Annotated in this window: 15 protein-coding genes; 4 read left to right on the top strand and 11 right to left on the bottom strand. The window is 46.1% G+C overall.

All coding sequences use genetic code 11. The annotated features are described in order from the left end of the window. Window positions 1–16: 16 nt before the first annotated feature. The 6 genes from QMA39_RS05420 to QMA39_RS05445 all read right to left on the bottom strand — a co-directional run bounded on the left by QMA39_RS05420 (window position 17) and on the right by QMA39_RS05445 (window position 6,726). Window positions 17–1,603, bottom strand: a complete 1,587-nt coding sequence (locus tag QMA39_RS05420; RefSeq protein WP_281658153.1) for a M4 family metallopeptidase — start codon at window positions 1,601–1,603, stop codon at window positions 17–19. A 196-nt stretch (window positions 1,604–1,799) separates the two neighbouring features. Beyond that, the gene (locus QMA39_RS05425) at window positions 1,800–4,337 is read right to left on the bottom strand and encodes a heavy metal translocating P-type ATPase (protein ID WP_281658154.1); all 2,538 of its coding nucleotides are present in this window, start codon (window positions 4,335–4,337) and stop codon (window positions 1,800–1,802) included. Window positions 4,338–4,361: 24 nt separating this feature from the next. Further along, window positions 4,362–4,733, bottom strand: a complete 372-nt coding sequence (locus QMA39_RS05430; RefSeq protein ID WP_277988083.1) for a metalloregulator ArsR/SmtB family transcription factor — start codon at window positions 4,731–4,733, stop codon at window positions 4,362–4,364. A 146-nt stretch (window positions 4,734–4,879) separates the two neighbouring features. After that, window positions 4,880–5,320, bottom strand: coding sequence for a GNAT family N-acetyltransferase (locus QMA39_RS05435; RefSeq protein ID WP_206932958.1), 441 nt, complete (start codon window positions 5,318–5,320; stop codon window positions 4,880–4,882). Between the two features lie 200 nt (window positions 5,321–5,520). After that, window positions 5,521–5,790 (bottom strand): stage VI sporulation protein F, encoded by a 270-nt coding sequence (locus QMA39_RS05440; RefSeq protein ID WP_035531607.1) that lies wholly within the window; start codon window positions 5,788–5,790, stop codon window positions 5,521–5,523. Between the two features lie 102 nt (window positions 5,791–5,892). After that, a complete protein-coding gene (locus QMA39_RS05445) occupies window positions 5,893–6,726 on the bottom strand; it encodes a DUF2268 domain-containing putative Zn-dependent protease (RefSeq protein ID WP_281658155.1) in 834 nt (277 codons plus the stop codon). Window positions 6,727–6,894: 168 nt separating this feature from the next. Here QMA39_RS05445 and QMA39_RS05450 point away from each other — a divergent pair, with 168 nt between their 5' ends. Beyond that, window positions 6,895–7,044 carry a YjcZ family sporulation protein gene (locus tag QMA39_RS05450; RefSeq protein WP_084163045.1) on the top strand — a complete coding sequence of 50 codons (150 nt, stop codon included), beginning with the start codon at window positions 6,895–6,897 and terminating at the stop codon, window positions 7,042–7,044. 117 nt (window positions 7,045–7,161) lie between these two features. Next, window positions 7,162–7,668, top strand: a complete 507-nt coding sequence (locus QMA39_RS05455) for a redoxin domain-containing protein (RefSeq protein ID WP_027954589.1) — start codon at window positions 7,162–7,164, stop codon at window positions 7,666–7,668. A 187-nt stretch (window positions 7,669–7,855) separates the two neighbouring features. On the opposite strand, the gene QMA39_RS05460 is transcribed toward QMA39_RS05455, so the two are convergent. Beyond that, window positions 7,856–8,590 (bottom strand): AAA family ATPase, encoded by a 735-nt coding sequence (locus QMA39_RS05460; RefSeq protein ID WP_035531610.1) that lies wholly within the window; start codon window positions 8,588–8,590, stop codon window positions 7,856–7,858. Window positions 8,591–8,700: 110 nt separating this feature from the next. Between QMA39_RS05460 and QMA39_RS05465 the strand changes: the two genes are divergently transcribed. Together QMA39_RS05465 and QMA39_RS05470 are read left to right on the top strand one after the other, a co-directional pair. After that, window positions 8,701–9,669, top strand: coding sequence for a nucleoside hydrolase (locus tag QMA39_RS05465; protein ID WP_281658156.1), 969 nt, complete (start codon window positions 8,701–8,703; stop codon window positions 9,667–9,669). Continuing rightward, complete coding sequence (locus tag QMA39_RS05470; protein WP_281658157.1) at window positions 9,666–11,519, top strand: prenyltransferase/squalene oxidase repeat-containing protein; 1,854 nt, start codon at window positions 9,666–9,668, stop codon at window positions 11,517–11,519. Before QMA39_RS05465 ends, QMA39_RS05470 begins: the two co-directional genes overlap by 4 nt. Before the next feature lie 14 nt (window positions 11,520–11,533). On the opposite strand, the gene QMA39_RS05475 is transcribed toward QMA39_RS05470, so the two are convergent. From QMA39_RS05475 to QMA39_RS05490, 4 genes are all read right to left on the bottom strand, one after another. Continuing rightward, on the bottom strand, window positions 11,534–12,010 hold the full coding sequence (locus QMA39_RS05475) for a DMT family transporter (protein WP_027954592.1): 477 nt from the start codon (window positions 12,008–12,010) through the stop codon (window positions 11,534–11,536). 11 nt (window positions 12,011–12,021) lie between these two features. After that, window positions 12,022–12,717, bottom strand: coding sequence for a Crp/Fnr family transcriptional regulator (locus QMA39_RS05480; RefSeq protein ID WP_281658158.1), 696 nt, complete (start codon window positions 12,715–12,717; stop codon window positions 12,022–12,024). Between the two features lie 18 nt (window positions 12,718–12,735). After that, window positions 12,736–13,161, bottom strand: coding sequence for a DMT family transporter (locus tag QMA39_RS05485; protein ID WP_027954594.1), 426 nt, complete (start codon window positions 13,159–13,161; stop codon window positions 12,736–12,738). 105 nt (window positions 13,162–13,266) lie between these two features. After that, a complete protein-coding gene (locus QMA39_RS05490; RefSeq protein WP_027954595.1) occupies window positions 13,267–14,790 on the bottom strand; it encodes a potassium/proton antiporter in 1,524 nt (507 codons plus the stop codon). Window positions 14,791–14,832: the final 42 nt, after the last annotated feature.

Here is a 14,832-nt window from a genome sequence, read left to right on the forward strand (position 1 = left end):
TCTTTTGGTCCTCTTCTTAATTGACTCCTACATTATTCCAAGCCTGTGTAACAGCGCTGGCTGTTGAAGATCCATACAGATCCTGGGCTGACTGCTCAAGCGCCTGCTTGGCACTGGAGAAGTTGCTGTTTGGTGTCAGGTAAACGGTAAGGGCACGATAATATATTTTTTCTGCTTTCGATTTCCCAATGCTGTTAATGGTATAGTATGCAGCTTTGTTCGGAATTCCGCTGTTAATGTGGACGCCGCCCCAGTCTCCAGCTTCTGTATTTGGAAGGTTCCGGTATTCATTCATATGATCCGGCTGATCGTAGGCATTCGGATTGGACATGGAACGGAGCGCATCTCCGGAACGCCCTGGTGTATACACATCCTCACCCATCAGCCAGTCCTCCGAATCCACGAAATATCCAAATACATCTGAAAATGATTCGTTTAACGCTCCCGGCTCATTTTCATACACAAGGTCAGCGGTTGTATCTGTCACAGCATGAGTCAATTCATGAGCGACGATATCGTCAGCACCGGAAAGATATGTGAACGTACTGCCATCCCCATCCCCATAAATCATCTGGTTCCCTGTCCAGGCTGCGTTATTGTAATTCGAACCATAATGGACGGTGGAACGGATATTGGATCCCTGGTCGTCATAACTTTCACGACCGAATGTATCATAGAAATAATCAAAAACTTCTCCAGCATAGTAATGAGCATCTACAGCCGCTTTCTGTCTTTCGCTTGTGAATGTGTTACCAGAATCGGTAACATAGCTTCCTGGTAGATTACTAAATTGCCCACCATAGTTATCAAATGTTTCAATAACGCCGCTCATTGGCTTTGTCGTATCATATAAGTAGTACGTGTTGTTATACGCGTAGGTGTTAAGTGATTTCGTATCTCCCAATACACCTGTTCCCGTACCTGTAGCTTCGTGGACAGCGTTGGCAGCTTTCAACACTTCTCCTGACTCCGCATTAATATAAACCTTCCAATTGGCAGGATAAGGCTGAGCAAACTGAAGCTCCACTTGGTAAGCCAGCGTGTAACCCTGTTCACCATTGAACACAACAAGGTCCGTGTTTTCCGTTAACGTTTCAAAATCTTCACCTACATCACTTTTCTGAACTTTATCCGCTTCACTGCGATCCACGTCAATGTGCTTCCAAGCAAGCATCAACGATTTTGTCTTGCTTACTCTTCGTTTTTCTTCAAGCTTGTCAGGTGCATCCATATGAAATTCACCATTCACAGCTGTAACAGTCCCGTTCTTATCGGTATGTACCACGATTTCTGAATCAGCGACAGGAATTCCCTCAATCACCCGTTGGTATGTGTAATGCTTCATTCCAAGTTCATCGGTTTCTGCATCCACCAGTTTCAAATCTTTGGATGGGTTCAGCTGAAAGTCTTTCGCGTTCTGCTTAAAGAATTCCTGGATCCCTTTTTCTGATTTGACATTTTTCGCCTGCCATTCTTTCTGCATAAACTCCGATGCGTTTGGTACCTCTTTTACATCTTTGCCTGTTTCAGCATGAGCGAGTGTCCCGCCAGACACAAGACTCGTACCCAGCACAAAGGTAGCCATTACTGATTTCCAATTCATCGAATCCCTCCTATTTATCTAGCACATTTACAATATATCATAATTTTCAGTTAATGAAATTGTGAAAGTAAGAGGGTTTAAAACCGTTTAAGATTGTCTTTTTTCATCGAACTTGGGAATATTTCTGCGGTTCAACTAACGAATATCTCATCAACCATAAAAAATCCCGGATTTCTCATCCGGGATTTCCTTCGATTTATGCGTTTTTGCGAAGCAGTCTCATACTATTGAGAATGACGATCAGAGCAGCACCTGTATCACTTAACACAGCCATCCACAAAGTTAAGAAACCTGGAAAAATCAAAACGAGCGCCGCTAGTTTCGTAAGCAGGGAGAACCAAACGTTCTGTTTGATAATGGTTAAGGCTTTCCGGCTCAATCGTATCGTATGAGGCAGCATTTCCAGATTATCCGCCATCAGAACAACGTCAGCTGTTTCCATAGCTGTATCCGTCCCTGCACCGCCCATCGCAATACCGAGATCTGAGGAAGCAAGAGCAGGAGCATCGTTAATCCCATCTCCTACCATAGCCACTTGTTTCCCTTCCTCCTGCAGTTTCTCGATCGCTTTAGTTTTATCTTCCGGCATCAAATCGGCAAAATAACGGTCCACACCTGCTTCTGCTGCTATCCGCCTGGCGGTCCCCTCGTTATCTCCCGTAAGCATAACCAGTTCTTTTAATCCGGATTTTTTCAAGGATTGGATCGATCGGATCGTGATTTCCCTAATAGAGTCAGCGACAGAGATGATCCCTTGGATTTCTTTTTCCGTACCTATAAGAACAAGGGTTTTCCCTTCTGACTCGAGCTGATCCAATTGATTTTTCAATTGACCCAGATCGACTCCCATTTCTTTGAACAATTTCGGATTCCCTGCGTAATAGACAGTCCCAGCAATCCGGGCCTGGGCCCCTTTGCCAGGCAGTGTACGGAAATCACTCCCGTGGGCTGTTGATATATGCCGTTCTGATGCATAGGAAGATACGGCTGCCGCTATCGGATGAGTAGAATATTCTTCGATCGTCCCAGCAATCCTGATCAGATTCTCCTTTTCCCCATTAAGAGCAATAACATCCGCTACTTTCGGTTTACCTTCTGTCAGGGTACCGGTTTTATCAAAGGCAATAGCTTGTATGGCACCCGCTTTTTCTAAGAATGTTCCACCTTTGATCAGTACACCCTGCCGGGCTGCATTACCAATGGCCGATACGATCGCAACCGGTGTGGAAATGACCAGGGCACACGGACAGGCAACAACAAGCAGGGAAATCCCTTTATAAAGCCATTCACCCCATGCTCCTCCTATAAACAACGGAGGGATCACCATCACTAAAAGAGCCAGCATAAACACAATAGGTGTATAAACAGCTGCGAATCGGTCTACAAACGCCTGGGTAGGAGCTTTCTTTTCCTGTGCTTCTTCAACCAGATGTATGATTTTTGCGATGGCTGTATCTTCGGATCGTTTCGTTACACGGACTTCCAAAGAGCCACTCTCATTAATCGTCCCGGCATAAACTGAATCTCCTTCCTGCTTATCAACAGGAAGAGATTCACCTGTAATGGGTGCCTGGTTCAAGCTGGAAGCTCCTTGGATGATCTCTCCATCCAAAGGGACGCGATCCCCCGGCTTGACAACGATGACCTCCCCGATCGATACCTCTTCAACAGCTTTGCTGACCCACTGACGGCCTTCTTTCACCAACGCTTCAGCTGGAGCTATGTTCATTAAGCTGCGAATCGAATCTCTCGTTTTTTCCAACGATCGATTTTGAAGGGAATTCCCTAATGCAAACAACCAGACGACCATAGCTCCTTCGAACCATTCCCCAATCAGGGCTGCTCCAAGAGCCGCGGAAGCCATCAGCACGTTCATATCAAGCGAGCCGCTTCTCACAGCATAGAAGGCACTTCTTAACGGTTTCCACCCTCCCACTGCAATGGCCAGCGCATAGAAAGCCGTCACCCATTCAGCAGACAGCGTCGTGAAGGTCCCGATAAAGCCCAGGGCAAGAAGAGCCCCCGATATTGCAGCAGAAGGGAAAGGTCTTCGAGCAGTTCTTTGTCTCTCCTTAGAGGAATCCCCTTTTTCAAGATAAGCTTCAAAACCCGATTTTTGGACTTCCCTCATGATTTCTTCAGGTTTTATCGTGTGAAGGACATGAAGCTTACCTGTGGAAAAATTCACGCGTACATCCTGAACATTGGGATGATTTGACAGGTGCTTTTCAATGGTTGCGGCACACGAACCACAGTCCATCCCTTCAACTTTATACGTTTCCATCTCCCTGCCGGTTTGAAGAGGCTCGGCTTCAAATCCCAGCTTTTTCATCTGGTGAGGAATTTGATCATAAACAGCCTGGTTTTCCCCGCCCACAGCCATTTTAGCCGTACCATAATGGACGGAAACAGATTGAACACCCTCTTTTTTTCGGATACTTTTTTCAATCGTTGCGGCACACGACGGACAATCCATACCTTTAACCTGGTATTCCACAAGCTGTGTCGGAGGTGCCGATGGACTGGAATCCTCATCTTCCTCTTCTTCACTGGTTTCACAGCATAAGTTTTCCCGCTCCTCTTTTCGTTGATTGGAAGGGCAGGAATTTTCCTCAACTCTCCTGCTGGGTTTCTCTTTCGAGCAGCAGGAAGATCCGGACTGGATCACTCCCGGTATTTGTTCGTTACTGCCGGAACAACAGCTATTTTGTATATCTTTTTCGTTCGTACTCATTAACCCCATCTCCATTCTGTAACATCACTCATGTTCGTTATGCAGCAAGGCGATCGATACTAATTGCCGGACATGTTCATCAGCCAGGGAATAAAAGACGAGCTTCCCCTTCTTCCTATGCTTAGCAAGATTCATATTACGCAGGAGCCGCAAATGATGAGAGGCCGTAGCGGTTGTCGATCCAATAATATTCGCCACATCACAAACGCACAGCTCATCTTCCAGGGTCAGAGCATAGGCGATTTTCATGCGTGTCGGATCGGACAGAGCTTTAAAAATCTGCTCCACCCCGGACACCCGCTCCACCTGAGGCTGCACGCGCTGAACAAGCGCCTCATCGTAACAGAAGATATCACACGTATCTTTGGCTTGCTTTTTCATTACCTCTTCAGGCATTCTGTCCACCTCATTCAAATACATGTTTGATTATATACTCATCATATGCTTTACGCTTTCACGCGTCAACATTCAAACGAAGATTAGAATGAAAAAAACTGCCTCTCTAGAGACAGTTTTTCCCTGGTTTCATCGCAAAACCGATCTTATGTATCAAGCTGCTTCCGGAATACCGAACTCACTTTGTCGTACTGCATATGTTTCTCGTAAAACTTATGAGCTCTTTGTCTTGTGAGTCCTGAAGATAAAGCGATGCTTGTAAATCCGTTCCGCTCGGCCCATCCTTCAATGAACTGCAGAAGGATGCTTCCCCATCCAGAAGAGCGTGCTCCGGCAGTCGTGACTAAATCACATACCCATACGAACCGGCCGTAGTACAGCGTCGTCATCGGCTTGAAACCTGCAGCAGCCACAAGCACTCCATCGTTCCATAATCCATAAAGGTGATAACGATCCACAGAGACGGCCTCTTGAACAAGTTCTACATAGCTCTGCTCACTTAAATGGGGACGCAGCTCCTGCATGACTGGAAAAACAGAACGGATATCAGATTCCGTTTTCATTTCTATGATTTTGTACCCTTTCATCTTCCCCCTCCTCCTGCATTTCAAGACCCTGCTGCAACCATGAACCAGACCATGCTTCCTACGACAATCACCAATAAGATGACCATCATCCATATGATCGACTTCATACGATTCACTCTCCTTTTGTTCATTGTAACAAAGAAAAAAGTAAAAAAATAAACCTTCATCCGGTACGATCATGCCAGATAAAGGTTTTCCTTTTACTTTTTCTTCTTCATCATTTTCTCCATAGAAGCCATGTCTTTCGGTACTTTGCCATCAAGAATAGCCTTGACGATCATATCTTCTTTCTCCCTGGATACCGGACGATTGGCAAGGGAAGATACTTTCTTAATTACGTTGCGAATGGTTTTTTCATCTTTAAAGTTTGCCCCCTGCAGGGATTGTGCCAGCTTAAAGACTTCATCCATTTTGACGCCTGTCTTTTTTTCAAATTTATCAAACAACGAGAACCCTCCTCCTCCATTCATAAGATTCATACATATCCTATGTGCAGAAAAGAAAGGCCGTATATGCATCTGTCCCTGTTTCCTTGATTCCTTCCATGTAGCAGCTACGGAGCGTTTTTTTAACTACTTGTCAGTAAAAAGGGAACCATGATAGATTTCTGCTGCACTCTTTTGCAGCAGGGAAAGCATCGTTTCTTCCGGGTGGGACCTATGGTAGGACTCCACCATCCGGTAGCCCAGCTGGTATCCGGCCCACTTCGGAAGTCCCTGCCTTTGACTGCCATACAAATAATCCATATGCTTCTCCTGACCTCTCAAATAGATGGAAGGAAGGTATTTCTTTTTCCAGATCTGCTTCAAATGCCGGTCGGAATACCTTTGTGTCCACGGTGCGGTGTATTCTTCCCCATAGAGCTGCAGGACTGCGTATTCTCCTAAACCCTCAATGATAAGGGAATCCAGAAGTGTGACCTTATTTAATGAATAGGACCCTTGGTGGAGGCGGCAGACATGGTTATACTCATGAGCAAGTACAGCTTTCCAGTCGTCCTTTTCTGAAGGTGCGCCATAAAAGATATATAAGGCTTCTTTGAAAGCTGCTCCACCTCTTCCTCGTTTTCCGAAGAGACCTCCCGTTTCTTGAAAAGGATACAAATAGACGGGCACATCAGGACCGCGCCACATTTTTTTCAGACGCTTGAATTCCTTCTCCAGACGCGAATATAACTGGTGCTCCTTCCACTCTTTCACCAACATTTCTGCTCTTTGGTAGTTTTCAGGCTTGAACAATCCATAGAAATGGAGAAGCCGTTGGATCTCCTTTTCTGTAAACTCTGGAAACGGATGGTCCTCCGCCCTGCATAACATGTTTCGCTGTATTTCGTTTGCATCCGCTCTGCTTTTCGCTGCAGCCTTGCAAAACCGTTCCACTGATTCCGCCGTCGGCACCACGCCCATGCCTATCCCCCACTTCAGCTTAACTTTTGTACAAGTATATGTATCAACTTTAAACTCATGTGAATCCCTGGTGAGTTAGACAACCGCACACGCATGATTCAGACCTGGACATATGCTATCAGTGTAGAGGAACCATCCTCAATTCATGTCAGAAAGGAGTTTTCCTCAATGGGCTTTGGATATGGTGGATACCCTGGTGGTTTCGGCGGCTATGGCTGTGGTTATGGATACGGCGGATACGGATCCGGCGGCGGTTTCGTATTGATTGTTGTATTGTTCATTCTCTTGATTATCGTTGGAGCAGCTTTCGTCTGCTGATCAACCAGCGGGTGCCCATCGCAGGCACCCGCTTTCCTGTTTTCCTATCATTTTATGTTATATCCAGTGTGAAAAGGGTATAGGACTAGGAATGAAATAGAAAAGGAGTGTCCAACTTTGACTACATTCAAATTAAACCAAGATGCACCTGATTTCACACTACCAACCGTGTCCGGGGAAACCTTCAGCTTCTCAGACACGTTAAAAGAAGAAGGGGAAAACTGGAACCTCATCGTCTATTTCCGCGGTTCCTGGTGCCCGGCGTGCATGAGTGAACTTGATGAATTCCAAAACAGCAGAGACTATTTCGACAAACATAACATCCGCCTCATAACTGTCACGCATGACGATAAGGAAGCTCTTGAGAAAATGGTGGAAGAGCATGATTTCACATTCCCTGTTCTTATTGATGAGAACCTGGAATTCCTTTCTTCCTACGGTGTCCATTATCATGATGAGCAGGCGCCATATGAAGATCACGGTACTCATGGAGAACCGGCCTACTTTCTGACAGATGATCAGGGGAAAGTCTTGTATCAACAGCGTCAGACAAGCCCGTTCGGCCGGCCACACCCAAATGAAATCCGTAAAATCGTTAAGTATATCCGAAGCAACCTGAAATAACAGACCTTTTCCTATACGACCGGTGAGAAAAGCACTGGTCCTGCGGCTGACGGGAATATTTCCGTCAGCCTTTTTCTATCCTTGATCTGCTGCTGTATTATGGTCCATGCACAACGGACTCTATCCGCTTTTATTCTAAAACGTACTGTATCGACAAAAAGACCGGTGCTGAACGCACCGGTCTTCCTTATTGCAGCAGGTGATAAAACAATCGTTCCCGATCTTCGATGAACTGTTTCATAATGTGGTAATGGCTCGTTTCTTCAACCCCGACTTTCCGGGATCCTTCCTCTGTAAGCTGAATAATATCAGCATGAGGATAAGCCATAAGAATCGGGGAGTGGGTGGATATGATGAACTGGGATTCATTCTCTACAAGATCATGAATTCTCGAGAGCATCGAAAGCTGCCTCAATGGAGAGAGGGCAGCTTCAGGTTCATCCAGAATATACAGCCCCTTTCCGAAGAAACGATGATTGAAGGCAGCAAAAAAAGACTCTCCATGGGACTGCTCATGCAGGGAGGTACCGCCAAAGGAATCAATAACCTTCCCCCCTCCCATTGGATCACTATCCATATCCTCAATATTTGTTGCTACATTATAGAACGTTTCTGCTCTGAAGAAAAATTGATCGTCCGGTTTTTTTATCCCTTTGACAAGGCGCAGGTACTCATCAAGGTGAGAGTGGGAATCATAGCTGGAGAAATTGAAATTCTTTGTCCCGCCTTCCGGATTAAACCCATAGGCTGCAGCCGCTCCTTCAAGCAGTGTGGATTTCCCCATTCCATTCTCACCTACGATGAACGTGACATTAGGATGGAACTGAAGTTCGTCTAATTCCCTCAGCACAGGTAAATGAAAAGGATAGGATTGAAAGGATGGAACCTTTTCTCTTAACAATTGAAGGGATCGGATATACATATCATTGCTCGATAATTTTGCCACGGGATGTCCCCCTTTCTGATATACATGAAATATTCTTTCTGCCCATACGATGGTAGAAGCACGTATGATGAGGGAGGAGCAGATTAGTGAAAAAAATCATCCTGTTTGCCGACCCTGGTATTGATGATTCCATCGCCATTATGTATGCCCTGATGCATCCCCAAATTGAAGTGCTTGCCATCGTCTCAAGCTACGGAAATGTAACGAAACAAAAAGCTGTTGATAACGCAGCTTTTCTTTTGAATAAAGCCGGCTTCTCTTCCATTCCCATGATCGGTGGAACAAACAGTCCATTGAGTGGTGAAACCCCTGAGTACTACCCGGAAATTCATGGGCCGGACGGACTCGGTCCATTGACTCCTCCACCCTTTAAAGGAAGACTCAACAACTTTTCTGATTTGTATGATATCCTCCATGCCCATACCGATGTAACGATAGTGGACATCGGGCGGAACACGGCGCTTGCGCATTTATTTCTCCTCGGGAGCGATATAGAGCCACACATTAAAGACATATTCCTCATGGGCGGGGCCTTTTTGGTTCCAGGCAATGTCACCCCATCTGCGGAAGCCAATTTTTTTGGTGATCCTGTGGCCGCCAACATCGTCCTTCAACGGGCTACGACCATCTATATCATTCCCTTGAATGTGACATCAAAAGCCGTCATTACCCCTCACCATATCCAGCAGATCACGGCGTATTCTTCTCATCCCCTTGTACCGATTATCAAAGAACTTATGGATTACTATACAGAAGCTTATCAAACCCTTATCCCCGGAATCAAAGGGGCTCCTCTCCATGATGTACTGACTTTATACTTGATGCTCAACCCTGGAAAGGGAAGGTATATAAGGAGATCCGTATCTGTTTTAGTCGAAGGGGAAGGAAAAGGAACGTCTATTGCCGATTTCCGCCCGGGGTCGCGCTCCAACCCGGGTGACCCTGCGATCTGTCTTGAATTTGATGTGCAGGCTTTTATCGATGATTTCATCTTTACCATCAGCTCATTCCCCATTTCCACCAGGGCACATCTGAAAAGGGAGGACCGCTCATGAAGGATGCAGCAGAAAAGGCCGTTTCGGAAATCACTTCTGCCGTCCAGGCTGAACAGGACTATGATGGTCACTACTCATACTGTTTTGAAAACAGTCTTTCCACAGATGTCTCGATGATCCTTTTGCTGCACTCGTTCACGAATGATGCTTCCACCGTCCAGAGTCTGTGCACACGACTCGCTTCCCTACAACATGCAGAAGGCTGGTGGTCCCTCTATCATGATGAAAAAGGGAACCTATCTGCAACGATCGAAGCTTCCTTCGCTCTTCTTTACGCTGGGTTCTATAAGAAGGAAAGTCAGGAAATACAAAAAGCCTTTCATTTCATCCGTGCCAAAGGAGGTCTTCGCCGCTCCCACTCCATGACAAAAATTATACTTGCCATCTATGGGGAATATGAATGGCCGCATGTCTTCCACCTGCCTGTTCATATCAGTCTTCTCCCCCCTGCATCGCCTTTGTCGTTTTATGATTTCAGCAGCTATGCAAGGGTTCATATGGCACCGATTCTGCTTATGTCTGACATAAAATTCCGTATTTTGAAACCAGGGATTCCAGACTTTCACACATTGAACAACCGAACAGTGGAAGATGGCTCGGACCCCCGTTCTCCGCAGCTGCTTTCTCATATAAAAAGGAAAATCCTCAATCTTGCCGGTGCTCCAGAGCAGTTGTACTGGACCGCTAGAAAAAGACTGGAATCCTATATGATCGATCGAATTGAATCGGATGGAACACTTTATAGTTATACGAGCTCCACCGTTTATATGATTTATGCCCTGCTGTCATGCGGGTATAAAGAATCCCATCCTGTTATTCAACAGGCCATTTCAGGATTGAGAACCCACCTCTTTCCACTCAAGGAAGGGTACCATATGCAGAACTCCCCCTCAGCCATATGGGATACGGCCCTGGCGGCTCATGCTCTAGCCCTTCCTCCATCATCTAAAGCAGGCTGTACCAAAGCATTATCCTTCCTCCTCCAACATCAGCAATACAGATACGGAGACTGGGTGATGGGAGCCCCTTCTCTTCTACCCGGAGGATGGGGGTTTTCAAAAAGCAATTCCATCCATCCTGATATTGATGATACCACGGCAGCTTTACGAGCTCTTACCCCCTTTTTAAAAAGTCACCCTTCGCTCACGAACCACTATACCCGTGGGTTGAACTGGGTGCTGGGACTTCAAAATGAGGATGGGGGCTGGCCGGCTTTTGAAAAAGGGAAAACAAACCCGCTCCTCCGCTATGTGCCGATGGATGGAGCTGAGCACGCTGCTCTTGATCCATCCACAGCGGACCTGACAGGGAGAACACTGGAATTCTTATGTGCAGATGGAGGTCTTAAATCTGATCATCCAAGCGTAAAAAAAGCCGTCCATTGGCTGACCGATCATCAAGAAAAGGATGGTTCATGGTACGGACGCTGGGGAGTCTGTTTCATTTACGGGACATGGGCGGCACTGACCGGTATGGCCGCTGCTGGAAAAACCACCGCCCACCCTGCCGTCCTCAAGGCAGCTGAATGGTTGATGTCCATTCAGAACACGGATGGCGGCTGGGGAGAGTCATGCCGGAGTGATCAAAATGGAACATACACTCCGTTAGGCACCAGCACACCCTCTCAGACAGCCTGGGCTTTGGATGCTCTTCTTTCTGTTTACAAAAAAAGGACTCCTGTCATCGATCAAGGAGTCTCCAGTCTGTTAAAGCAGCTGAAAAACGATGATTGGAGCACCCGATACCCTACGGGAGCCGGCCTGCCCGGAAATTTCTATATCCACTACCACAGCTATAATGCTATCTGGCCGCTCATCGCCTTGAAAAAATACCTGCAGATGGACGAATAAATCAGCCGTGGGCTTCAAGCCCGCAGCTGATGTTCCTCTGTATGTTCACTTACCTCCGGCTTTTTCTCCAGTTTATAGACGAGGACACCACCGATCAGAAGCGCAATACCAAGCAGCTTCTGCCAGGATAAATCGGAAGCAGCAAATCCGAACCATCCTCCTGTATTAATGATGAATGCAAGAACGATCTGGGAAATCAAAGCAATTGATATAGCATAAGCCGGGCCGATCAACGTAACTCCCTGCATTAAAAAGAAAACGATCCCAACACCGAAGACCCCGCCGAATAGATAAATCGGATTTACATTTCCAAAAGTGAACAGACTTTCCCTTTCAACTGCGTAAAACACTGGCAGCGAACAGACAAGGCCAAGACCAAGTACAAGAGTTGTTGTGGCCCATGGCCCTGTTTTTTCGCTGACCCGGGCATTAAAGACATTTTGCAGACTGATTAATATGCCTGCCGCGACGGCAAGAACGATGCCTGACATCGAATTCCTCCTTATTCATAAATATTACCTTTTGCCAGCAGCCGAAGCTCCTGTAAATTTTTTATCATAATCGATCCTCTCGACCTCTCGATAACTTCATCAGCTTCCATCTTTCTCAGGACCCGGTTCAAGTGGCGGTAGCTCGTTCCAATCCACTCGGCGAGTTCGGATAAGTTAGACGTACGCATTTCCTGATGAAAAGCGGTCCCTTCACCTACAGAAGAGATAGACAGCAAGTACCCGGCCAGCCGGACTTCAACAGGGTAAAGCATATGCATACTCGTAAAATGAGCCTCTGTATAAAATTTATGCGCCACCATTTCCAAAAGGAAACGGAGAATAGCCGGGTGCTCCTTTTCCAAATCCTTCAGTGCTGCATAAGGAAAGCCGATCATTTCACCCGAACTGACCGCTTCGACAGAATTAAGTACGGCACTTTGCTTTATATATTCAACATCTCCGATGACCGCGAGCGGTTTTTTAAACCGGTTGATCAGTGACTGGCCTTCTGGTGTGAGGGTGTAAATTTTAATTTTCCCTTCGACTAAGAAATAAAGCCGGTCCAGCCTTTCCCCCGGGACAAATAAATCTTCGCCTTCTGTAAAGGAAAACAATTGAAGCTTATCCTTGTAAGTTCCAGGAAAATACGGATCAAGATTATACATGGACAGGTAGTCCATCATTTTCTTTGTGCTTGCTTCTTTCATGGTGATGTCTCCTCTAAATCAAAGTTGAAAAAGGATCACGCCCAGCACCATCATCGTCAGTCCTGCCGCCTGCCTCAGGGTAATTGGAATTTTCTTCTCTCCAAACCAGCCGCGTGATTCAATGATAAAGGCGGTACCAATCTGCGCGACGAGTAAAACAGCAATAGCAGCTGCCGGACCGATCTGATGGATAGCGGTTAATTCGGAAAAGACGACAATGACACCAAAAGTTCCTCCGGTCAAATATACGAAGGGAACACGCGCAAAGCTTTTCCCTTTTCCATCTCTTACTTTCATATAAATGGAGAATGAAATGGCAAAGGCCACCAAATGAACCATTGATGTTGTATGCCAGCCGCCAATGGAATCACTCATTCTCGCGTTGAAAATACCCTGCAGGGTGATGCAAAGACCTCCAAGCAGGGAAAATAATGCACCTTTCATACGTCAACCTCCTGTTCTTCCTATATTAAAAAGGAAGACAGAGCGCCCGGAAAGGACATATGTCCTTTTTTGTCATAGATGCAAAAAAATACAGAAACAGACACGTTAGTTGACCGCGTCCTGTTTCTGCTTTTCTTTTTGTTTCTCTTTACTTTTTTTCACCCGCTCCTCCAGTGTCCGCTTCAGCTGGGCCTTATACTTCTCCTCGACAAGGATGTATAAAAAGTCCCCAGCGTGAATCTCTGTCTCTCCGTAGGGAGTAATCACTTCGTTATCGCGTATAATGGCACTGATATTGGCACGGTTGGGAAAGCTTACCTCATGGAGTTTTTTTCCGACAACCGCTGATTCAGCATTGGTCTGGTACTGAATCATCTCTGCCTTGGCTTTCCCCATAGATATAAGTTCGATGCTGTGGTGGGGCACATCCTTTTTCGGACCTACCAATGTCATCTTCTTGGCTACATAGGAAATCGTTGATCCCTGTACAAGGGCTGATGTCAGAACTACAAAGAAAACGAGGTTGAACAAGCTCTGGCTGTTTTCCAAACCTTCTACAATCGGGAACGTGGCGAGAACAATGGGTACAGCTCCCCGTAAACCAGCCCACGATATAAACAACTTTTCCTTATTCGAGTAGTTCATTCCAAGTAATGACAAAAATACGGCGGCGGGTCGGGCAATTAAAATAAGCACCGCCGAAAGCAGGAGACCATTGATCATGATCGGGGCTGTGAACAATTCACTCGGAAAAACGAAAAGGCCGAGAATCACAAACATTAAAATCTGTGCCATCCACGCGAAGCCTTCGTTAAACTGGAAGATGGAATACCGATATGTCAATTCGCTATTACCAATCACAAGCGCTGCTACATATACTCCAAGAAAGCCACTGCCTCCGCTGAATGCTGTAATGCTGTAAGTAGCCAGGGCAAAGGCTACAGAGAAAATCGGATAAAGAGCACTGGAATCCAGTTTAATCTTATTAATCGAAACCGAAGCGAGTTTCCCCAACACAAAACCAAATACAAGACCAAGACCCATCTGGAAGAAAAAGCGCGGAATCAGCATCCATAGGGACGTATCCGGTGATGTAATCAATTCAATGAAAGATAAAGTTAAGAAAACGGCCATCGGGTCGTTCGTCCCTGACTCGGCTTCAAGAGTCGCTCCCATTTTCGCCTTGATATTCCTTTCTTTCAAGGCAGCGAAAACGGCTGCAGCATCAGTGGATCCTACAATGGCACCAAACAAAAGGCTCTCCAATAAACTGAGTTCAAACAAAAAATAGACGGAAAACCCGGCAATCATCGAGGTAAGGAGCACACCGAGGGTCGCGAGTGACAGGGACGGAAGTGCGACAGACTTCACTGTAGCCCACTTCGTATGGAGCCCACCTTCAAATAGAATAATGACAAGGGCAAATACACCTATCAACTGTGCCGTTGATGCATCGTTGAAATAAACGATACCGAGGCCCTCACTTCCGAATAACATGCCGATCAAAATGAATAAAATAAGCGCCGGGATCCCCCAGCGGCTTGAGAATTTAGCTACAAATACACCGCTGAAAAGTAATAAAGCGGTTAATAATAAAAATGAGTCTGTTCCAAAAGCTTCGAAAAACATGGAAGGTCTATGCTCCTTCGTTGGTAATGGGGATTTTGAGGA

This window comes from Halobacillus sp. Cin3, assembly GCF_947311855.1.
GTDB lineage: Bacteria > Bacillota > Bacilli > Bacillales > Halobacillaceae > Halobacillus > Halobacillus kuroshimensis.